This is a genomic window from Pseudomonas viridiflava, from assembly GCF_900602065.1.
Classification (GTDB): Bacteria; Pseudomonadota; Gammaproteobacteria; order Pseudomonadales; family Pseudomonadaceae; genus Aquipseudomonas.
This window is the reverse complement of the sequence record NZ_UWFN01000116.1, coordinates 295,517-316,053: the sequence shown is the minus strand read 5'-3', so window position 1 is coordinate 316,053 and position 20,537 is coordinate 295,517. Positions and strand designations below refer to the sequence as shown.

Annotated in this window: 12 protein-coding genes and 1 pseudogene; 7 read left to right on the top strand and 6 right to left on the bottom strand. The window is 57.6% G+C overall.

The window, feature by feature from the left end; all coding sequences use genetic code 11:
• The first annotated feature begins 221 nt into the window (after positions 1-221).
• Together EE949_RS06725 and EE949_RS06720 are read left to right on the top strand one after the other, a co-directional pair.
• On the top strand, positions 222-2,309 hold the full coding sequence (locus EE949_RS06725; RefSeq protein WP_122663560.1) for a putative bifunctional diguanylate cyclase/phosphodiesterase: 2,088 nt from the start codon (positions 222-224) through the stop codon (positions 2,307-2,309).
• A gap of 257 nt (positions 2,310-2,566) precedes the next feature.
• A complete protein-coding gene (locus EE949_RS06720; protein ID WP_122663559.1) occupies positions 2,567-3,313 on the top strand; it encodes an SDR family oxidoreductase in 747 nt (248 codons plus the stop codon).
• A 5-nt stretch (positions 3,314-3,318) separates the two neighbouring features.
• On the opposite strand, the gene mapR is transcribed toward EE949_RS06720, so the two are convergent.
• Positions 3,319-4,749: a GntR family transcriptional regulator MpaR gene (mapR, locus tag EE949_RS06715; protein ID WP_122663740.1), complete on the bottom strand. Its 1,431-nt coding sequence runs from the start codon at positions 4,747-4,749 to the stop codon at positions 3,319-3,321.
• Positions 4,750-4,901: 152 nt separating this feature from the next.
• Positions 4,902-5,150: a DUF3203 family protein gene (locus tag EE949_RS06710; RefSeq protein WP_122663558.1), complete on the bottom strand. Its 249-nt coding sequence runs from the start codon at positions 5,148-5,150 to the stop codon at positions 4,902-4,904.
• A 262-nt stretch (positions 5,151-5,412) separates the two neighbouring features.
• Between EE949_RS06710 and EE949_RS06705 the strand changes: the two genes are divergently transcribed.
• On the top strand, positions 5,413-5,943 hold the full coding sequence (locus EE949_RS06705) for an MgtC/SapB family protein (protein ID WP_122663557.1): 531 nt from the start codon (positions 5,413-5,415) through the stop codon (positions 5,941-5,943).
• A gap of 9 nt (positions 5,944-5,952) precedes the next feature.
• On the opposite strand, the gene EE949_RS29415 is transcribed toward EE949_RS06705, so the two are convergent.
• Positions 5,953-6,129, bottom strand: a complete 177-nt coding sequence (locus EE949_RS29415; protein ID WP_162873801.1) for a hypothetical protein — start codon at positions 6,127-6,129, stop codon at positions 5,953-5,955.
• Positions 6,130-6,473: 344 nt separating this feature from the next.
• Between EE949_RS29415 and EE949_RS06700 the strand changes: the two genes are divergently transcribed.
• From EE949_RS06700 to glgB, 3 genes are read left to right on the top strand one after another with little or no spacing between them, the layout of a single operon-like run.
• Positions 6,474-8,501 carry an alpha-1,4-glucan--maltose-1-phosphate maltosyltransferase gene (locus EE949_RS06700; protein ID WP_122663556.1) on the top strand — a complete coding sequence of 676 codons (2,028 nt, stop codon included), beginning with the start codon at positions 6,474-6,476 and terminating at the stop codon, positions 8,499-8,501.
• Positions 8,502-8,514: 13 nt separating this feature from the next.
• Entirely contained in the window at positions 8,515-11,838 is a 3,324-nt protein-coding gene (gene treS, locus EE949_RS06695; RefSeq protein WP_122663555.1) for a maltose alpha-D-glucosyltransferase, read from the top strand.
• The gene (gene glgB / locus EE949_RS06690; RefSeq protein ID WP_122663554.1) at positions 11,838-14,069 is read left to right on the top strand and encodes a 1,4-alpha-glucan branching protein GlgB; all 2,232 of its coding nucleotides are present in this window, start codon (positions 11,838-11,840) and stop codon (positions 14,067-14,069) included. The genes treS and glgB overlap by 1 nt, the downstream gene beginning before the upstream one ends.
• 127 nt (positions 14,070-14,196) lie before the next feature.
• Here the strand turns inward: glgB and EE949_RS06685 are convergent.
• The 3 genes and pseudogenes from EE949_RS06685 to EE949_RS06675 all read right to left on the bottom strand — a co-directional run bounded on the left by EE949_RS06685 (position 14,197) and on the right by EE949_RS06675 (position 19,134).
• Positions 14,197-16,833, bottom strand: a pseudogene (locus tag EE949_RS06685) (autotransporter outer membrane beta-barrel domain-containing protein).
• Between the two features lie 224 nt (positions 16,834-17,057).
• The gene (locus EE949_RS06680) at positions 17,058-17,816 is read right to left on the bottom strand and encodes an endonuclease/exonuclease/phosphatase family protein (RefSeq protein WP_122663739.1); all 759 of its coding nucleotides are present in this window, start codon (positions 17,814-17,816) and stop codon (positions 17,058-17,060) included.
• Between the two features lie 106 nt (positions 17,817-17,922).
• Positions 17,923-19,134: an MFS transporter gene (locus EE949_RS06675; protein WP_122663553.1), complete on the bottom strand. Its 1,212-nt coding sequence runs from the start codon at positions 19,132-19,134 to the stop codon at positions 17,923-17,925.
• 173 nt (positions 19,135-19,307) lie between these two features.
• Between EE949_RS06675 and EE949_RS06670 the strand changes: the two genes are divergently transcribed.
• On the top strand, positions 19,308-20,435 hold the full coding sequence (locus EE949_RS06670; RefSeq protein ID WP_162873802.1) for a lactonase family protein: 1,128 nt from the start codon (positions 19,308-19,310) through the stop codon (positions 20,433-20,435).
• Positions 20,436-20,537: the final 102 nt, after the last annotated feature.

Below are 20,537 nucleotides of genomic sequence, written 5' to 3'. Positions count from 1 at the left end.
CTTGCCCGCGAAAAGACGATAATGAAGGCTATCTGGCTGACTTCGTCGTCTGATTCGCGGGCAAGCCTCGCTCCAACAAGAATCGGTTAGGTTAAAATTTCTAATTGATGGCTATGCGCCATATTTTCGACGAGTGACCGCCACAAGCTGTTGAACTCCCGGTAGAATCGCCTTTTTTGACTGGGCATGGATACGCTCATTTATCCAGGTCGCGGTCATCCATGCTGATTGGCAGTTACACCTCGTCGTTGGTTCTGGTTTCAATCTTCGTCGCCATCCTCGCTTCCTACACCGCGCTTGATCTGGCTGGCCGCATTGCGTCGTCCAAAGGACGGGTTACTGCTCTGTGGATGTCTGGCGGTGCCTGTTCCATGGGCGTCGGCATCTGGTCCATGCACTTCATTGGCATGCTGGCTTTCGATCTGCCGATCGAGCTGGCTTTTGACCTGCCCATTACATGCCTTTCACTGCTGATTGCGGTTCTGTCATCAGGGTTTGCCCTGTGGCTGGTCAGCCAGCCGCAATTGCCTTTGCCAGTGCTGGGCCTGGGTGCGTTGTTCATGGGGGCGGGCATCAGCGCCATGCATTACACCGGCATGGCATCGTTGCGAATGTATCCGGGAATTACCTACGACCCCGCGACAGTACTGGCCTCACTCGCCATAGCGATTGCCGCTTCGGCCGCTGCACTGTGGATTGCCTTTCGTTTGCGCCAACAGACGCCCCATGTACGCGTTGCCCGTGGCGCAGCAGCGGTGGTCATGGGCATGGCAATTGTCGGGATGCATTACACCGGTATGGCGGCGGCGAGTTTTTCTGAGGACAGCTACTGCGGCGAGCTCGCTGACGGTATTCACTTCAACGGCCTGTTTTCATTGGTGCTGGTCGCCAGCCTGGCGGTATTGACCTTCACGTTGCTGATATCAGTCCTCGACGCGAGGCTTGAGGCCAGGACCGCCGAGCTGTCCCAGTCCCTTATTCAGGTCAATCGTGAACTGATGCACATGGCCCAGCACGACACATTGACCGGGCTGCCGAACCGGGTGTTGCTGGCTGAACGAATCGAGCAGGCCATGCAGCGCGTTGACGCCAAAGGCGGTTGTTTTGCGCTCATGTTCATGGATCTGGATGGCTTCAAACCGGTCAACGATGCTTTTGGTCATCACGTGGGTGATCAGCTGTTGCGGGAGGTGGGGTTGCGTTTACGGGCCAATCTGCACCGTCGCGATACCCTGGCGCGCATCGGTGGCGATGAGTTCGTGCTGCTGGTTGAAGTGGATGACATTCAGGATACGGCGTGCATCGCTGCCCGCCAGGTCAGTGTTATTGCCCAGCAGTTCCATATCGCGGGTCAATTGCTGCAAGTGTCGGTCAGCATCGGTATCGCTCTTTACCCGGGCTGCGGGCAGACCCAGGAAGAGCTGTTGATGAATGCCGACGCCGCGATGTACCACGCCAAGGCGGCCGGTAAAAATGGTTACAGCTTCTTCGATAGCACCATGAATACCAATGCGCGCAATCAGCTGGAGCTGCTGCAAGAGTTGCGCATTGCCCTCAAGTACAAGCACTTCTGCCTGTTCTATCAACCCAAGTTTGATGCTGTCAGCGGCGAGCCGGTGGGGGCCGAAGCGCTGTTGCGCTGGAATCATCCGCAGAAAGGTCTGTTGTTGCCTGACTCGTTTATTGGCCTCGCTGAAAGGACCGGCCTGATTGTCAGTATCGGTGAGTGGGTCCTGGACGAAGCCTGTCGCCAGATGCGTATCTGGGCTGACATGGGGTATGGCCATTGGCGTGTCGCGGTGAACCTGTCGACCTTGCAGTTCTGTCACTCCAGTCTGGTCGACACGGTGACCAAGTCGCTTGAGCGGCATGGTTTACCCGCCAATAGCCTGACACTGGAAATCACTGAAACCACGGCGATGAGCGACGCCGATGCGAGTGTGGCGGTACTGCAGCAGTTGTCGGAAATGGGCGTGGATTTGTCCATCGATGACTTCGGCACCGGTTATTCGAGCCTGATGTACCTCAAGCGACTGCCTGCCAACGAGCTCAAGATTGATCGCGGCTTCGTTCGTGATCTGGAGCATGACAGCGATGACGCAGCGATCATTTCAGCCATTGTTGCGGTCGGTCAGGCACTGAACCTGCGGATTGTCGCCGAAGGGATCGAGACAGATCGTCAACAGAGTTTCCTGACGCGCCTGGGCTGTAACGCACTACAGGGTTACCTGTTAGGCCATCCGCTCCCTGCGGAGCGTTTCATGGCAGATATTCATGCGGCTAGAGCTGCTACCGTATTGGCGGGCTAGACTGGTAACCTCGAACCGCTGCTAATACCGCGCTGTCGCGAAGAAAACATTGCATTTGTAGGAGCTGCCGAAGGCTGCGAAGCATTAATCCTGACACACCGCGTTCGCAGCCTTCGGCAGCTCCTACAGATCCAATGTTGCTGTGCCACAGTGCTGTGTCTGGAACATAGCGCAGCCTCTTACAGAGAATACAATTCGCTTCCGAACGTTGAATTCTTGTTAGATCAAAGTCATGCCCCGTTTTACAGGAGACATTTATGGATAAAGTTCTCATCATCACGGGCGGCTCCCGTGGTATTGGCGCAGCCACTGCATTACTCGCTGCTTCGCAGGGCTACCGAATCTGCATCAATTACCTCTCCGATCACCGCGCCGCCAATGAAGTTTGCGAGCAAGTCCGTGCCTTGGGCGCCAGCGTGTTTGCCGTTCAGGCTGACGTCAGCAACGAAGATGAAATTATTCGTTTGTTCGCCCGCGTCGATGCCGAGTTCGGGCCGGTGACTCATCTGGTCAACAATGCCGCAACCGTCGCTCACGCTTCCCGTGTCGAGGAGCTGACCGAGTTTCGCTTGCTGAAAATGATGATGACCAATGTGGTCGGTCCGATGCTGTGCAGCAAGCACGCGCTGCTGCGCATGTCTCCGCGCCATGGCGGCAAAGGTGGCAGCATCGTCAATGTATCCTCGGTAGCATCGCGTCTCGGTTCACCCGGCGAATACGTTGACTACGCGGCTTCCAAGGGCGCGCTCGACACCTTCACCACAGGCCTGGCTCGTGAAGTGGCAGGCGAGGGCATTCGCGTCAATGCCGTCCGGCCGGGCTATATCTTTACTGACTTTCATGCCCTGAGCGGCGACCCGCATCGGGTCAGCAAGCTGGAATCCGGTATTCCCATGGGCCGTGGCGGCGTTGCCGAGGAAGTCGCTGAAGCCATCGTCTGGCTGCTGTCGGAGAAGGCTTCCTATGCGACCGGCACGTTCATTGATCTGGGGGGCGGTCGCTGATTCGCTCAGTTCGCAAGCATTGAGTGAATGATTCGCCCCAGGGTCTGCATGGCTTTATCTGATGCATCGTTCCAGACGCCGCCGTAATTCAAGCGAATGCAGTGGCGGAAGCGTCGGGTGGGAGAAAAGATCGGCCCTGGCGCGATGCTGATGCCTTGAGCCAGCGCTGTCTTGAAAACCTGCAGTGAGTCGACTTGTTCCGGGAGTTCCAGCCACAGGAAATAGCCGCCCGTGGGCTGGCTGACCCTGGTTTGCGCAGGAAAGTAGCGGCCTATGGCGCCCAGCATCGCCCGTTGTTGATCCTCAAGGGCATAACGCAGTTTGCGTAAATGCCGATCGTAGCCGCCATGCTGTAAATAGTCGGCAATTGCCGCCTGAGCGGGCATCGAGGCGCAGAGCGATGTCATCAGCTTCAGCCGCTCGATTTTTTGCGCGTAGCGTCCGGCCGCTACCCAGCCAATTCGATAACCGGGGGCCAGGCTCTTGGCGAAAGACCCGCAGTGCATCACCAGCCCTTGGGTGTCGAAGGCCTTGGCCGGTTTAGGCGCATGGGGGCCGTAATACAGTTCTGCGTAGACATCATCTTCGATCAGTGGGACTTGATGTTCCGCGAGCAAGGCCACCAATGCTTGTTTGCGTGCCTCGGGCACCAGTGCGCCAGTCGGATTCTGAAAGCTGGTCATGCACCAGCACGCCTTGATGGGGTGGCGTTCCAGCGTTTGCGCAAGAATGTCCAGGTCAATACCGTCCCGGGGATGTACCGGGATTTCCACGGCCTTGAGTTTGAGGCGTTCCAGCACCTGCAGGCAGGCATAAAAGGCGGGCGCTTCGATGGCGACAAGGTCGCCAGGCTGCGTGACGGCCTGCAAGCAAAGATTCAGCGCCTCCAGCGCACCGTTGGTGATCAGCAGCTCTTCCATGGGCAGCACCAGCCCACCGACCATGTAGCGCAGGGCGATTTGCCGACGTAGCTGTGGGTGTCCCGGTGACATATCGGTCACCACGACGCGTGGGTCCATGTCCCGGCTGGCGCTGGCAAGTGAGCGAGAGAGACGTTGCATGGGGAACAACATCGGGCTGGGGAACGCTGAGCCGAAGGGCACAGTGTTAGGGTCCTTGATGGAGTCCAGCACCGAAAACACCAGTTCGCTGACATCAACTTCGGTGGACTCGCCGACATGAGCCTCAATGAGCGGCTCGCTGAAGGCGAGGCCCGACTGATCAAGTGCCTTGGCGTTGACGAAATAGCCGGAGCGGGGCCGGGCACGGATCAGCCCGCGGCGTTCGAGCAAGTAATAAGCCTGGAACACCGTCGATGGGCTGATGCCGTGAGTCTGGCTGGCATAGCGGACTGACGGCACGCGCTGCCCCGGCGCCAGTACGCCAGTGCGGATCAGTTCGGCGATGTTATCGGCATACTTTTCGTAACGCTTCATGACGTCTCGCGGGCTATGTTCGATCATGTCGGACGCTCATCTGAATCACTGGGCAGTGAACAACAGAGTGAGCGACGCGACGTGTTGAAAACAGCGCCAGCTTAACGATTAAAAACCGGATCAGATACCATCAGGTCTTCGTATTTACGGGTTCAAATGACGGTCTGCGAATCCTCGTCGTCCCGGTCCACCGTGTGATGCCGCAGATCCCGCGCCTTGTAAATGGTCAGGGCATCGGCTTCCGCTTCAGTGATGGGCACCTTGATGCCATCAATCTCCGCTTCGGACATGTGGGTTGCATCGTTGGTAGTAATCGAAACGTCTGCCGTAGGGCTGCTGTAGCGCACGCCGTCGATCTCGGCCGAACAGTGCGCGTAGGTTGCATCGAATTGCAGAGGCATGGTGATCTCCTTTCACAGGGGCTGCTTGATTTACGACCGTGCGGACAATGGAGTGTTAGCCCGCACTCTTGCCGTCCGTCGCTGTCCATTTATGCGGATCACCCGTGGCACTCACTGGCTTAAGTTGTCGTGGGACCGGCTTTAGCCGGGAAGGCCAGGTCCGCAACGACGAACATGCCGTGGATGTAGAGGCCTGTTTACGGCTAAAGCCGGTCCCGCGCCAACATTGGATAGCGCTTTTCCAGATATTTAAGGAGCAGCAATGAATGCATGGTGGCAAGAAGTCTGGGTAGCGCTTCAAGGGGAATTTTCCGATATCACCGATGCCACCCAACTGACGCAGGTCACGGTCAGGCTCACGCTCGCCGCGGTGCTGGGGGGCATTCTGGGGTTTGAACGTGAACATAAAGGTAAGGCAGCAGGGGTTCGCACTCACATGCTGGTAGCAATGGGCGCGGCATTATTTGTCCTCGCACCGCGAATGGCCGGGGCTGATGACGCTGCGCTGAGTCGGGTTATTCAGGGAATTGTTGCCGGTATTGGTTTTCTCGGCGCCGGGACAATCCTCAAGGACCGTGCGCAAAGGACCGATCAGGTCAAAGGCCTGACGACTTCTGCCGGGCTATGGATGACCGCCGCGATCGGAATCGCGGCGGGTATGGGGCGGGAGGCCACGGCGCTGTTGAGCACCGTGCTCGCCCTGGGGATTCTGAGTCTGATGCCAATAGTCATCGGCAAAATAGACCCCGCCGAGGACAATCCCGATAAAAAGGACGGCTCGGAAAAGCCCTGACGCGAGCGTTTACTCGGGAAAATTCTCACCCAAAATAGCGGGAGGCTCGTTGGGTGGCGGGTCTCCGATAGGGTCCGGTGTCACCTCGGGTGGAGTCGATGGCGGGTCCTGCTCAGGCTTGGGTACCGGCAGTGCCGGGTCATCAATCATCGGATCAGGCGTTTCCGGCGGAATAGGAATGTTCATTGGCGTCACCTCTACGTGCTGGATGGCATAGGGCAAATGCGTTCGCGAAATGACCTTTTTCTGGCCACGCCTGTTTCGACCGCACGCTTTCGCGGATGGCTCACTCGATTGGCAAGCAAGGGATCAATCTGCGTCTAAGCTGACAGTCGTCTTGTGTTGGCTGACTGCAAACCTCTTTGAACTTTTCCCGTCCGGGACTGCTCGGAAACCAGTAGGCCGGATTCAGTGTTTTGACTGTGGCCGCCAGAAAATTCTTGCTCAGGTAGCCAGCGGTACGGCGGCCTGACCATCTTCATGCATGGATTGCACAGGAGCGTCCCCAGGGGCGTGAGGAGTGATGCTCGATGAATGTGACCGCCGATCAACCATACGGCCCGGATTCCCTGGCCAGTGATGTTCCACACCCGACTCGACCCCTACCTTTGACCCAAGCCTTGCAACTGCCGCGCATTGTGATTGAAGACACGACGCCGGTTATCGAGGGCGGGCTTTTTGCTGTCAAAGGGATCATTGGCCAGCCCGTCACGGTGACCAGCAAGGTATTTGCTGACGGTCACGACAAGCTGGCTGTGCAGATTCGCTGGCGCGCGGCTACCGAAGAAACCTGGCAAAGCGCGCCCATGCAGGATCTGGGCAATGACAGCTGGGTCGGTGAATTCACGCCGACTGCTGTGAGTCGATATATCTTCCGGCTTGAAGCCTGGATCGACCAGTTCGCCAGTTATCGCTATGAGCTTGAGAAGAAATTCGGCGCAGGCGTGTCCATCGAACTGGAGTTGACCGAAGGCCGCATTCATCTTGAACACGCCGCAGAGCGCAGTTCCGGTGAACTCAAGGCGCAGATACTCCGCGTTCTGGGTGAGCTGGAGAGCGCAGAACCCGAGGCAAGAGTGGCCCTGCTGCTGAACAGCGAAACGTCGGCCTTGATGAGTCAGGCTGACAATCACGCGTTCCTGAGCCGCAGTGTCGAGTTCCCGCTGGATGTGGAGCGCGAGCTCGCGCAATTTGCCAGTTGGTATGAGTTGTTTCCGCGTTCGATCACCGATGATGCGAATCGCCACGGCACCTTCAAGGATGTGCATTCCCGGCTGCCCATGATCCGCGACATGGGTTTCGACGTGCTGTATTTCCCGCCGATCCACCCGATTGGACGCGCACATCGTAAAGGTCCGAACAACTCCCTGACGGCAGGCCCGGATGATCCAGGCAGCCCGTACGCTATTGGCAGTGAGGACGGCGGCCACGAAGCGATTCATCCGCAGTTGGGCAGCCGCGAAGATTTCCGCAATCTGGTAGCAGCAGCGGCCGAGCATGGCCTGGAGATCGCCCTGGACTTCGCCATTCAGTGTTCTCAGGATCACCCTTGGCTCAAGGAACATCCGGGCTGGTTCACCTGGCGCCCCGACGGCACGATCCGTTACGCGGAGAACCCGCCGAAGAAATATCAGGACATCGTCAACGTCGATTTCTATGCGCCGGATGCGATCCCGAGCCTGTGGTTGGAGTTGCGGGATGTGGTGCTGGGTTGGGTCGAGGAGGGGGTCAAGATCTTCCGCGTGGACAACCCGCACACCAAGCCGCTGCCATTCTGGCAGTGGATGATCGATGACATCCGCAGCCAGCACCCGGACGTGATGTTTCTCGCAGAGGCGTTCACCAAACCCGCGATGATGGCGCGGCTGGGCAAGGTCGGTTACTCCCAGAGCTACACCTATTTCACTTGGCGTAACACTAAAGCCGAGCTGTCCGAATATTTCACTCAGCTCAACGAAGCGCCTTGGCGCGATTGTTACCGGCCGAATTTCTTTGTTAACACGCCGGACATCAACCCGCACTTCTTGCATGAATCCGGACGTGCCGGCTTTCTGATCCGGGCGGCGCTGGCGACCATGGGCTCTGGCCTCTGGGGTATGTATTCCGGCTTTGAGTTGTGTGAGTCCGCGCCCGTGCCTGGCAAGGAAGAATATCTGGATTCCGAGAAGTACCAGATTCGCCCTCGGGACTACACGGCGCCCGGCAATATCATTGCCGAGATTGCCCAGCTCAATCGCATCCGGCGTCAGAATCCGGCGTTGCAGACACACCTGGGTCTGAAGCTGTACACCGCCTGGAATGACAACATTCTGTACTTCGGTAAGCGCAGTGCCGATGGCAGCAACTTCATTCTGGTTGCCGTTAGCCTTGATCCATTCAATGCGCAGGAAGCGCATTTCGAGTTGCCTTTGTGGGAGATGGGGTTGCCAGATGATGCAGCGACTTCCGGTGAAGATTTGATGACCGGACACCGCTGGACCTGGTACGGGAAAAACCAGTTCATGCGTATCGATCCTTCGTATCAGCCTTTCGGCATCTGGCGTATCCAGTCCAATTAACAGGGAATGACCCATGGCAAAGAAACCCAAGAGCGCGGCCTTCATCAAGGACCCGCTCTGGTACAAGGATGCAGTGATTTATCAGGTCCATGTGAAATCATTCTTCGACTCCAACAACGATGGCATCGGTGATTTCCCTGGTCTGATCTCCAAACTCGACTACATCGCCGAGCTCGGAGTGAACACCATCTGGTTGCTGCCTTTTTACCCTTCGCCGCGTCGTGATGACGGCTATGACATTGCCGAATACAAAGGGGTGCACAGCGACTACGGGACCATGGCTGACGCGAAGAAATTCATCGCCGAGGCGCACAAACGCGGTTTGCGGGTCATCACTGAACTGGTGATCAATCACACCTCGGATCAGCACCCCTGGTTCCAGAAGGCTCGTAAGGCGAAGAAGGGGTCGAAGGCACGGGACTTCTATGTCTGGTCTGACACCGACGACAAATACGACGGCACGCGGATCATCTTTCTGGACACCGAAAAGTCCAACTGGACCTGGGATCCAGTCGCTGAGCAGTACTTCTGGCACCGCTTCTACTCCCACCAGCCGGATCTGAATTTTGATAACCCGCTGGTCATGGAAGCCGTGCTTGACGTGATGCGTTACTGGTTGGACATGGGTATCGATGGTCTGCGTCTCGACGCGATTCCGTACCTGATCGAGCGCGACGGCACTAACAACGAAAACCTTCCTGAAACCCACACGGTGCTGAAGCAGATCCGTGCTGAAATCGACGCCAATTATCCAGATCGGATGCTTTTAGCGGAGGCCAACCAGTGGCCGGAAGACACCCAGCTGTATTTTGGTGACACCAAGGGTGACAACGGCGACGAATGTCACATGGCGTTCCACTTCCCGTTAATGCCGCGCATGTACATGGCGCTGGCCCAGGAAGACCGCTTTCCGATCACCGATATCCTGCGGCAGACCCCGGAAATTCCGGCTAACTGTCAGTGGGCGATCTTCCTGCGCAACCACGATGAGCTGACCCTTGAAATGGTCACTGATCGTGAGCGTGATTACCTGTGGAATTACTACGCCGCAGACCGTCGCGCTCGGATCAATCTGGGCATTCGTCGTCGTCTGGCGCCGTTGATGCAGCGTGATCGCCGCCGCGTTGAACTGCTCAATAGCATGCTCTTGTCGATGCCGGGTACGCCGACTTTGTACTACGGTGACGAAATCGGCATGGGCGATAACATCTATCTCGGTGATCGGGACGGGGTGCGGACGCCGATGCAGTGGACCATCGACCGCAACGGCGGTTTCTCGCGCGCCGACCCGGCGAGCCTGGTGCTGCCACCGATCATGGACCCGCTGTACGGCTTTCAATCCGTCAATGTCGAAACCCAGAACAACGACCCGCACTCGCTGCTGAACTGGAACCGGCGCATGTTGGCAGTGCGCAAACAGCAGAAAGCGTTCGGTCGTGGCGTGCTGAAAATGCTGTCCCCGAGCAACCGCCGGATCCTGGCTTATACCCGTGAATACACAGGGGCGGATGGCAAGACCGAGATCATTTTGTGTGTCGCCAACATGTCCAGCGCTTCACAGGCGGCCGAACTGGAGCTGTCAGCCTATGCCGGCACGGTACCGGTTGAAATGCTCGGCGGCAGCGCTTTCCCACCGATTGGCCAACTGACGTATTTGTTGACCTTACCGCCTTATGGCTTTTATTGGTTCTTGCTCGCCGCAGAAAACCAGATGCCCAGCTGGCATGTGGAGCCTGCGCAAAGCATCCCGGATTTCCCGACCATGGTCCTGAAAAAACGCCTCGAAGAATTGCTCGAAGAGCCTTTACGCACAGTGATGGAACAGAATTCGCTGGCGCTCTATCTGCCGAAGCGTCGCTGGTTTGCCGCCAAGGACAAAGCCATCGACAAGGTGCACATCGCCTACGCGGTGCGTTTCGGTGACGCCGCGCATCCGGTTCTGCTCAGCGAAATCGAAGTCACGGCGGGCGATCATCACGCACGCTACCAGCTGCCGTTTGGCATGCTCGCCGAGGACGACATCAGCAGCGCCTTGCCTCAGCAACTGGCTTTGGCCCGCGTACGCCGGGGCCGTCAGGTGGGGTTGGTCACCGACGCTTTCACCCTGGAAACTTTTATTCGTGCGGTGGTACACGGTATGCAAGTGCAAACCGTGCTGCAGAGCAGTGAAGGGGAGTTGCGCTTCGAGCACACGTCGCAATTGCAGCCGCTGGGTTTGAGTAATGAGTCGGAAGTGCGTTACCTGTCTGCCGAGCAGTCCAACAGCTCCGTGGTGGTAGGCAGCAGCCTGGTGCTGAAGATGATCCGCCGGGTCAATCCGGGCATCCATCCGGAACTGGAAATGGGCGCTTATCTGACCAATGCCGGTTACCAGTACATCTCGCCGCTGCTGGGTTCAGTGGTGCGTGTCGGCAATGACGGCCAGCATCATTTGCTGATGATTGCCCAAGGGTATCTGAGCAATCAGGGCGATGCGTGGGAATGGACTCAAAACAATCTGGAACGCGCTGTGCGTGATGAGATGTCCCACAGTGTTTCTGGCCAGGAGCAGCATTACAACGCCTTGCTGGAGCTGAAGGACTTCGCCGGTAATCTGGGGCGTCGCCTGGGAGAAATGCACCAGGTGTTAGCGGCTTCAACGGACAATCCGGATTTCGCGGTTGAGGTCACCAGCGTCAAAGACGGCCAGGCTTCCGGCAAAAGCGTCGCCGCGCAGATGGAGCATGCGCTGCAATTACTGGAGCAGAACAAAGCCGCGCTGGAACCTGTTGATCAGCAGTTGGTCAGTGATTTGCTGGCCAACCGCAAGAAAGTTCTGGCGCATTTGCAAGCATTGGCCAAACGCTCGGTGGGTGGTTTGCGCATCAGGGTTCACGGTGATTTGCACCTTGGCCAGGTATTGGTGGTCAAAGGCGATGCTTATCTGATCGACTTTGAAGGCGAACCTGCGCGTTCGGTGCAGGAACGCCGCGCCAAGTACAGCCCGTTCAAGGACGTCAGTGGTGTGTTGCGCTCGTTTGATTACGCGGCGGCCATGGCGGTACGCAGTGCGCAAAGCGTCGACACATCACCGGAAGCCGGTGCAGCGCGTCGGCGAGTTGCTGAAACTTATTTGAACCAGGCCCGTGAAGCCTTTATCGAAGGTTATCGTTCGGCGACTGCCGGATTGGCCCATGCCTGGAAAGACGCCAAGGGTGAGGCCGCGGCGCTTGAACTGTTCACCCTGGAAAAAACCGCTTATGAAGTGGTCTACGAAGCTGAAAACCGCCCGACCTGGTTGTCCGTGCCGTTGCAAGGTTTGCGTGGGTTGCTCAACCTGTCTGATGGAGAGTCTTGATGAATGCGCCTGACAAAACCGGCGCGGGCCCGCGACTGATGCCCGCCGCTGTAGACATGGATGCATTGATCCGTGCCGAACACCGTGATCCCTTTTCGATATTAGGCCCCCATGGCGATGGTGCTGATGGGCAGATCATTCGTGCTTACCTGCCCGACGCGCTGAGCGTAACGGTGCTGGCCCGCGAAGGAGGGCATGAGCTGGGCGCGCTGGAAATGAGCGCAGTCCCGGGTTTCTTTATTGGGCGTTTTGCTCAGGTTCAACCTTATCTGTTGAAGATTAACTGGGCCGGTGGCGAGCAAATCACTGAAGACCCGTACAGTTTTGGCCCGTTGTTGGGCGAAATGGACCTATATCTGTTTGCTGAAGGCAATCATCGTGATCTGAGCAGCTGCCTGGGTGCACAGTTGACCACCGTCGAAGGTGTTCAAGGGGTGCGCTTTGCTGTCTGGGCACCCAACGCCCGCCGCGTCTCGGTGGTTGGCGGCTTCAACAACTGGGACGGGCGCCGTCATCCGATGCGTTTGCGCCATCCTACCGGGGTCTGGGAAGTGTTCGTCCCGCGTTTGCAGCCAGGTGAACTGTACAAGTTCGAGATTCTGGGCGCGCACGGGATTCTGCCACTCAAGTCCGATCCCATGGCATTGGCGACGACGTTGCCACCGGACACCGCGTCGAAAGTCTCTGCGCCGCTGCAATTTGAGTGGCACGACAACGACTGGCTGCAATCACGCGGGGAGCGTCATGCGGCCAATGCGCCGCTGTCGATCTATGAGCTGCATGCTGGCTCATGGCAGATGGAACAGAACGATGAAGGCCAATGGCGTCAGTACAACTGGCGTGAGCTGGCTGATCGTTTGATTCCTTATGTGAAAGAACTGGGTTTCACCCATATCGAGCTGATGCCGATCATGGAACACCCGTTTGGCGGGTCGTGGGGCTATCAGCTTCTCGCCCAATTCGCACCGACTGCACGTTATGGTTCACCGGAAGATTTCGCGGCGTTCGTCAACGCGTGCCACCAGGCAGAAATCGGCGTGATTCTGGACTGGGTGCCTGCGCACTTTCCTACCGATACTCACGGCCTTGCGCAGTTTGATGGCACCGCCCTGTACGAATATGCCAACCCTCAGGAAGGCTTTCACCAGGACTGGGACACGCTGATTTACAACCTGGGTCGCACCGAAGTACACGGCTTCATGCTGGCTTCGGCGCTGCACTGGCTCAAGCATTACCATATCGATGGTCTGCGAGTGGACGCTGTGGCATCAATGCTTTATCGCGACTATTCGCGTAAAGCCGGGGAGTGGGTGCCGAACCGTTTTGGCGGTCGTGAAAACCTTGAGGCAATCGACTTTTTGCGCCACCTCAACGATGTCGTTGCTCTGGAAGCGCCGGGTACGCTGGTCATTGCTGAAGAGTCTACCGCCTGGCCTGGTGTCAGCCAGAGCACCCAGCAGGGCGGACTGGGCTTTGCCTATAAGTGGAACATGGGCTGGATGCACGACACGCTGCACTATATGCAGCAGGACCCGATTCATCGTGCCCACCATCACAGCGAGCTGAGTTTCGGTCTGATGTACGCCTGGTCCGAGAAATTCATCCTGCCGATTTCTCACGATGAAGTGGTGCATGGCAAGCATTCGCTGATCGACAAAATGCCCGGTGATCGCTGGCAGAAGTTTGCCAACTTGCGGGCCTATCTGACGTTCATGTGGACCCATCCAGGCAAGAAGCTGTTGTTCATGGGCTGTGAGTTTGGGCAGTGGCGTGAATGGAACCATGATGAGCAACTGGACTGGTACCTGTTGCAATACGCCGAGCACATCGGCGTGAAAAAACTGGTGAGCGACCTTAACCGTGTCTATCGCGAAGAAAAAGCCCTGCACGAGCGCGACACCGAGCCAATGGGCTTCCAGTGGCTGATCGGTGACGACGCCGCTAACAGCGTGTTCGCCTACATGCGCTGGAGTAAGGAGGGTGAGCCATTGCTGGTCGTTGCCAACCTCACGCCGGTACCACGCGAGGGTTATCGCGTGGGTGTGCCCTATGGCGGTAACTGGGTCGAGTTGCTTAACAGCGATGCAGAAATGTACGCAGGCTCAAACCTGGGCAATGGCGGCGGGGTGCATGCTGACGAGGTCAAGAGTCATGGTCAGCCCGTATCTCTGTCGTTGAACCTGCCACCGCTGGCGGTGTTGATTCTCAAGCCGAGGGCGAGTGAGGGCTAATCGCTTAATCTGAAAGACCGCGCTGCACTTATCGCGGGCAAGCACCGCTCCCACAGATGGACCTCGATCTCCTGTGGGAGCGGTGCTTGCCCGCGATGGGAGCACCCCGATAATGATAGTCTGCAGATCACCAACTCACCCGCACGCCGGCATTGCCCGCCACCCCGCTCAAATCTTCATCATCCAGATTGCCGCTGTAGTCCACGCTGAGATAAACGCTTACCCCGGGGGATAGAGTGGCGACGATGCCTGCGCCTACATCGGCATAGGTGGATCGGTGCTCGGTCTTGATCGTGTCAGTGTGATTGAACGTGACAGTGTCCGTGCCATCGAAGTTGTGCCACAGATTCGTACGCACGTAGGGCTCGACGGGCAAACCGCTGACCTTGTAAGTGCTTTTTAGACGCGCGCCGAGCCGGGCTGTATTCCAGGCCTGAGAGTCGAACGACACATCTGAAATACCGTCGTTCTGGCTGTGGAGTTTGATGTGCTGACTGATCAATTGCGCTTGCGGTTCGATAACCCAATTCCCGCTCACAGGAAGGGGATAACCCGTTTGAACGGATAACGTCAGGGCATGCCCTTCGGTGTCGATGCGTACACCTCGATCCGAACGGCTGTAGCCATCCAGACGGGTGCCCATGGCGACGGCATCGACATACCAGCCCTTGGGGTCGGTCAGTGTCCAGTAAAGCCCGAGGCTGTCACCTTCGAGTTTCAGCTTGCCGGTTTTACGATCCTGAAACCCGCCCGCGAAGCCCTTTACGTCACCGTCGAGTTGGCTATGCCCGGCAAACAGCCCACCGCGTTGAATGCGGCCATTGTCGTGTTGTACTGCATAAACGTCGTGACCGACTTGATAGCCTTTGAGCGAAGCGTCAAGGTTTGGATTAACTGCACCGGACCAGCTTTGTCTGACACTGCTGCCAAATACCCGCGCCCAGCCCGCCGGAGCCCAACCTGACTCTGTTAACAGGCTCTGCTCACCCTGACGGTCATGGAAAGTGCCCAGCGACATCAGGGTCAGCACCGCAGCCGCCGGAGGTACTACGGCGTAGTTCGGGACTTCGAGCCGGTAAAGGGGGATCGGAGCTGCACCGGCCACTGCCGTCGGTAGCGGTGGTGTGCCGACGGCTGCCACTGGCGCAAATGCAGCTGGTTGCACAGGGGCGGTTGTCGGGGGGATTGATATGCCTGGATTGGCGGGTACCGTGGGCGTGGGTGGTATAGCGGGCTGGGAGGGTTGAGTTGGCGGTAAAGGCTCTGGCGCTTCTGGTTCGGGTACGGCCAGTGCAAGAGGGGGCGCCAGCACGGTTGAGCGCAGGAACCAGCTGTTTTCTGATCCCGCCGTGGCGCCGCCTTTGAACAGGTAATAGTCGTAAGCGCCGACCGACAATGAGTTGCCCAGTGAAAATGCGGTGTTTTCACTGGTGGCGCCGTTAGTGGCCTCTACGACCCGAATACCATTTAGCGCAGTTGCAGCGCCCAGCCCGCCCAGATTGCTGACGTTGATTTGCGTCGTACCGGACAGGCTGCCTTGTGAAACCACTAATCTGTCGCTGGGGGATGCATCGTCAGCCAATACCGATTGCAGCAACAACCTGGCGTTGATGCCTGTGTAGTTGCCGTTGACGGTGAGGGTGTCCGTCGCGCCGTCATTGCGGCTCAAGTCCAGTGTGCCGGCATTGTTCAGCGTTGCTGATTACGCGGCCGTGAACGAGTGGATGCGACCGGAAACCGCCGTCAGGGCGCTACTGGCGTCGACGTTCAATACGCCGGTGCCACTTGCTGTATCCCCGAGTACCATTTCGCCATTGAGGTCCAACAGGCTGCCGTTGTTCAGGTTCACCGTCTCCCAATTTGCGTAGCGAGCCGGGACGGATGTGTTGACCGCGTCGAACGTGAGCAGGTCGGTGCCGACGCCACCATCGAGCAGCGGGTTTGACCCCAGCGTCGCTTCGGTGAGACGGGTCAAGATGGCGCGATCATCGCCGTCCGCCATCAGTACCGCGCCTCGGATAAACCCGGCATCGCGCCAGTTGAACGTGTCATCGCCGAAGCTGGTGCGAATCCCGCCTTTGGCCTCGCCGCCTGAGACGGTGATGTTGTCTTCGCCACCACTGACACTGATCACGCCACCAATACTGCCCCCGGACAAAATGATTGTGTCCCGACCAAACCCGGCCACCAGATTATTGATGATGGTCCCGCCGGACATATCGAACAGGTTGTTATCCAGCTTCATGTCGACCCGGCCGATGGATCCACCGGTCATACGTGCGATGTCGCCGTCCTCGAAAGCATTGCTGATCGCGCCGCCTGTCATGAGAAAGGTGTCCAGGCCGTCGCCTTGAGTGAGTGAACGCATTGTCCCGCCACTCATGAAAAAATCATCAGGATCAAAACTCTGATTCACATCACCAGTGATTTCGCCCGCCGTAATGCGAAAAGTATCCACCCCGGCGCCTTGATTGAAGTCGCCAACGATGCTGCCGGAATTCATCTCGATACGGTCCTGGCCTGCACCGAACGAGACGTTACCAATGATGGAGCCGGTGCCCAGTGAGGGAAAAATCAACGTGTTGTTGCCGCCTGGGTTGGTCAACGGGCCACTGCTGCCGCTGTCACAAATCTGGATGTCGGAGCCGATGGTGGAATTGAGGTCACAGGCCGCATGGGTCGGGTCGGGGAGGAGGGTGAAGGCCAATGCCAATACGATGCCAGTGCAGTCGCCTGCACTGTGATGAAACAGATTCTTACTCATTATTGCGCTCCCTGCTGCGAGGTCAGGGAGGCTTTCACTGCTTCATCAGTGCCCGGCAACCGCGCTGCAACCGGGCCACTGGAGGGCAGTCGACCCGGAGTCCTTGTTACTGTGAAACGACGTTATTTCAAGCGGTAACAAGAAAAGTTAAGAGCACAATCCTTTCTCCGTCAACAAATTGACCAGCAGATGGGGATATGAATGGTTTTTATGCATAACCGCGATTACAAATGCACTTCAACCGACAAAGGCAAATGATCCGAGAGGTGCGTCCACGGTTTGTTGCCCAGGATTCGCGGCTCATGGCTGGTCGCGTTGCGCAGATAGACCCGGTCCAGACGCAGCATCGGGAAGCGCGCTGGGTAGGATTTGGCGGGCGCGCCGTGATGGCGCTCGAATACCTCATGTAGATACTCACAACGGGCCAGGCGTTTGTTGCCGCGCAATTGCCAGTCATTGAAATCCCCCCCGATGATCACTGGCGCATGGTCAGGCAAGGAGTCCAGCAACTTGCAGAGCAGATCGAGCTGCAATTGGCGATGACTTTCAAGCAGGCTCAAATGCACGCAGATTGCGTGGACCTCATCATGGCCAGGCACTTGTAGAACGCAATGCAGCAGGCCGCGCCGCTCGGGTCCGGTGATCGAAATATCCAGATTACGATGTTGCAGGATCGGGTATTTGGACAGTATCGCGTTACCGTGGTGACCGTCGGGATACACGGCGTTACGACCGTAGGCGAAGTCACTCCACATACTGTCGGCGAGAAATTCGTAGTGAGAGGTTGTCGGCCAGTCAGCGTGTCGAGACGCGTGCCGTTCGTGGCTACCCAATACTTCCTGAAGGAAAACCAGGTCCGCGCTGGTGCTGCGAACGGCCTCTCGCAGCTCGGGCAAAATGAAACGGCGATTGAGCGCGGTAAAGCCTTTGTGCGTATTCACCGTCAGCACGCGCAAGCGATGAATATCAGGGATATCAGTCATGTCCACTACATCGGCATTTACGCCAGCTGGATCAGGGGGCACGCGGACGCTCCTATAAACGGGATATGTAGATCGGACTGGTGCATAAAGCACCAGTTCATCTTTTTTATGCCCTGCTAACCTGGGCCTTCGCACGGCGAGACAACAGTACCGTCAGACCCAGTCCGCCAATCGACAGCAGCGACGCGAAGAAGAAAATCCACGAATAGCCCAAACCCAATGCGATTGCGCCCATGATCGGTCCGGCAATCGCCAGCGCCAGATCGAAGAACACTGCGTAAGCACTCAAGCCAGCACTGCGGCTGCTGGACGGCACTTGCTTGATCGCTTCGACGCCCAGCGCTGGATACACCAGTGACAACCCAAGGCCGGTCAGGCCAGCGCCGGTGAGTGCAAAGGCGGTATTGGGCGAAATCCACAGCAACACCAGCCCAAGCGTTTCCACTGCCATGCACAGAATGGCGGAGGTAAAGCCGCCCAGGCGATTGATTGCACCAATGAACAACAGCCGTGCGGCAATAAAACATACGCCGAAGACACTCAGGCACCAGGCTGCACCTTCCCAGCCGCGGCTGACGTAAAACAGGGTGATAAAGGTGGTCATGGTCCCGTAGCCGATCGACGCCAGGGTCAGGCTCAGGCCGTAAGGTGCAATGCGCCCGAACACCGACCAGAAGGGCAGGCGCTCGCCCTTGATCACTGCTGGTGCGGATTGATTGCGGATGACCAGCAGCGACAGCGACGCCATCACCGACAAGGCGATGCCCAAGGTGAAGAAGCCAAGCTCATGGCTCATCAGGTAGCCCAACGGCGCACCGATCGCGATTGCACCGTAGGAGGCGATACCGTTCCAGGAAATCGCCCGGGCCGTATGCTCCGGACCCACCTTGCCGATGCACCAACTGATGCTGCCCACGCCGATCAGGCCTTGCGAGACGCCCAGGAACAGCCGGGAAACGATGAGGATGGTCAGACTGACTTCGGGCAGGTGTTCGAGCAGCGCTGCGGCCAAGGTCAACACGCCGCTGATCGCGATACCCGACATGCCGTACACCACGGCGAGCTTGGTGCCGATGGTGTCGCAGATCTTGCCTGCCGTTGGGCGGCTGAGCAGGGTGGCCAGGTATTGGGAACCGATTACAAGACCTGCGACTACCGCGCTGAAACCCAACTGATCATGCACATAACCTGGCAATACCGCGATCGGCAGGCCGATGCACAGGAACGCAACGAAGGTATAGAACACCACGGAAACGATCTGCAGGGTGATCGTCATGGAGCTGGGCTGTGCAACAGGCGGTGGGGTGGCAGCAGACATTGGGCTCTTTCGCTGGCAGGCGGTAGGGAGTGGCCACATCATGGCCTTGCAGGGAAACAAATGAAAGCATGCTAACGATGTAAACCCGCAACAATTTGTAAAACAGTAATTGCCGGAATTCCCTCGTGGTCATAGGATGACTGACCACAATCATAAAAACAAAGGATCCTCCTGTGAGCAAACCTCTTCTCCTGGCTGCGGCCGTTGTCTACGGATTAAGCATGAACGCCAGTGCCTCGACTTTCGCTTACATTTCCAGCCCGGTTGACGGACTGATTTCGCAGTACAGCCTCGACGAAGCGAGCGGCAAGCTGAGTCTGGTGGAACAGACCAAGGCGGGGGATATGGTCAACCCAATGGCGATCAGTCCGGACGGCAAGGTCTTGTACGCTGCATTGCGGGTCAAACCCTTCCAGGTGCTGGGCTTCAGCATCGACGCCAAAAACGGGCGCCTGAGCGAATTATCCCGTGGGCCACTGGCCGAGAGCCTGGCTTACCTGTCTACAGATCGCAGCGGTCGTTTTCTGATGGGCGCGTCCTACGGGGCTGACGCCATTACGGTTCAGGCTATCGATGCGGCAAAGAAGCCGGATGACAAAATCCAGACCTACAAAACCGGTCCGCATGCGCACTCTGTACGCACCGACCCGAGCAACCGTTTTGCCTACGCCGGTAATCTCGGTGCCGACCACGTACTGCAGTATCGGCTGGACGACAAGACCGGAGCGCTGACGCCAATCGGCAGTGGTTTCGTCAGCGTGCCGGCCAAAACCGGGCCACGGCATTTGGCGTTTTCCAGTGATGGCAAGTTTCTGTTTGTCGACGGCGAGATGAGCGGCACTGTCACTGCGTTCTCGATTGACGACAAAATCGGTGCGTTGACGCAAGTCGCACAAGCCAACGGTATTCCCGAACGTCTGAAGCTGGCCCACGGCGAAGTGCGTGATGCGAGCAACAACGATTTGAAAGACGATCCGACGCCTCGTATCTGGGCGGCTGACCTGCGTCTTTCGCCAGACGGCAAGCTGCTGTTCATGACTGAACGCACCACCAGTTCGGTATCAGCATTCGCTGTCAACGGCGCAACCGGTGCGCTGACCTTCCTTGATAACTACCCGGTGGAAGAGAAGCAGCCACGCAATATCGCCTTTTCGCCAAATGGCAAGTGGTTACTGGTAACCGGTGAAAAGGCCGATAAGGTGGGGGTTTACGGGGTGGGCGACAAGGGCGCACTGAAGCGTGTCAGTGAAGCCGAGTCCGGCAAGGGAGCGCTGTGGATTGAGGTGTTGCAGCTCAAGTAATGCCTGTCTGGAAATGAAAAAAGCCCGGTCAGATTGACCGGGCTTTTTCGTTTTGAGGCTTTTATAACCTGAATGCAGTCCTTTGAATGGGAATGCACTTCC

What these genes read in the sequence shown, in the direction of transcription:
- EE949_RS06725 (WP_122663560.1), top strand. Translation starts at nt 222, where the DNA reads ATGCTGATTGGCAGTTACACCTCGTCGTTGGTTCTGGTTTCAATCTTC.
- EE949_RS06720 (WP_122663559.1), top strand. Translation starts at nt 2,567, where the DNA reads ATGGATAAAGTTCTCATCATCACGGGCGGCTCCCGTGGTATTGGCGCA.
- mapR (WP_122663740.1), bottom strand. Translation starts at nt 4,749, where the DNA reads ATGAAGCGTTACGAAAAGTATGCCGATAACATCGCCGAACTGATCCGC.
- EE949_RS06710 (WP_122663558.1), bottom strand. Translation starts at nt 5,150, where the DNA reads ATGCCTCTGCAATTCGATGCAACCTACGCGCACTGTTCGGCCGAGATC.
- EE949_RS06705 (WP_122663557.1), top strand. Translation starts at nt 5,413, where the DNA reads ATGAATGCATGGTGGCAAGAAGTCTGGGTAGCGCTTCAAGGGGAATTT.
- EE949_RS29415 (WP_162873801.1), bottom strand. Translation starts at nt 6,129, where the DNA reads ATGAACATTCCTATTCCGCCGGAAACGCCTGATCCGATGATTGATGAC.
- EE949_RS06700 (WP_122663556.1), top strand. Translation starts at nt 6,474, where the DNA reads ATGAATGTGACCGCCGATCAACCATACGGCCCGGATTCCCTGGCCAGT.
- treS (WP_122663555.1), top strand. Translation starts at nt 8,515, where the DNA reads ATGGCAAAGAAACCCAAGAGCGCGGCCTTCATCAAGGACCCGCTCTGG.
- glgB (WP_122663554.1), top strand. Translation starts at nt 11,838, where the DNA reads ATGAATGCGCCTGACAAAACCGGCGCGGGCCCGCGACTGATGCCCGCC.
- EE949_RS06680 (WP_122663739.1), bottom strand. Translation starts at nt 17,816, where the DNA reads ATGACTGATATCCCTGATATTCATCGCTTGCGCGTGCTGACGGTGAAT.
- EE949_RS06675 (WP_122663553.1), bottom strand. Translation starts at nt 19,134, where the DNA reads ATGTCTGCTGCCACCCCACCGCCTGTTGCACAGCCCAGCTCCATGACG.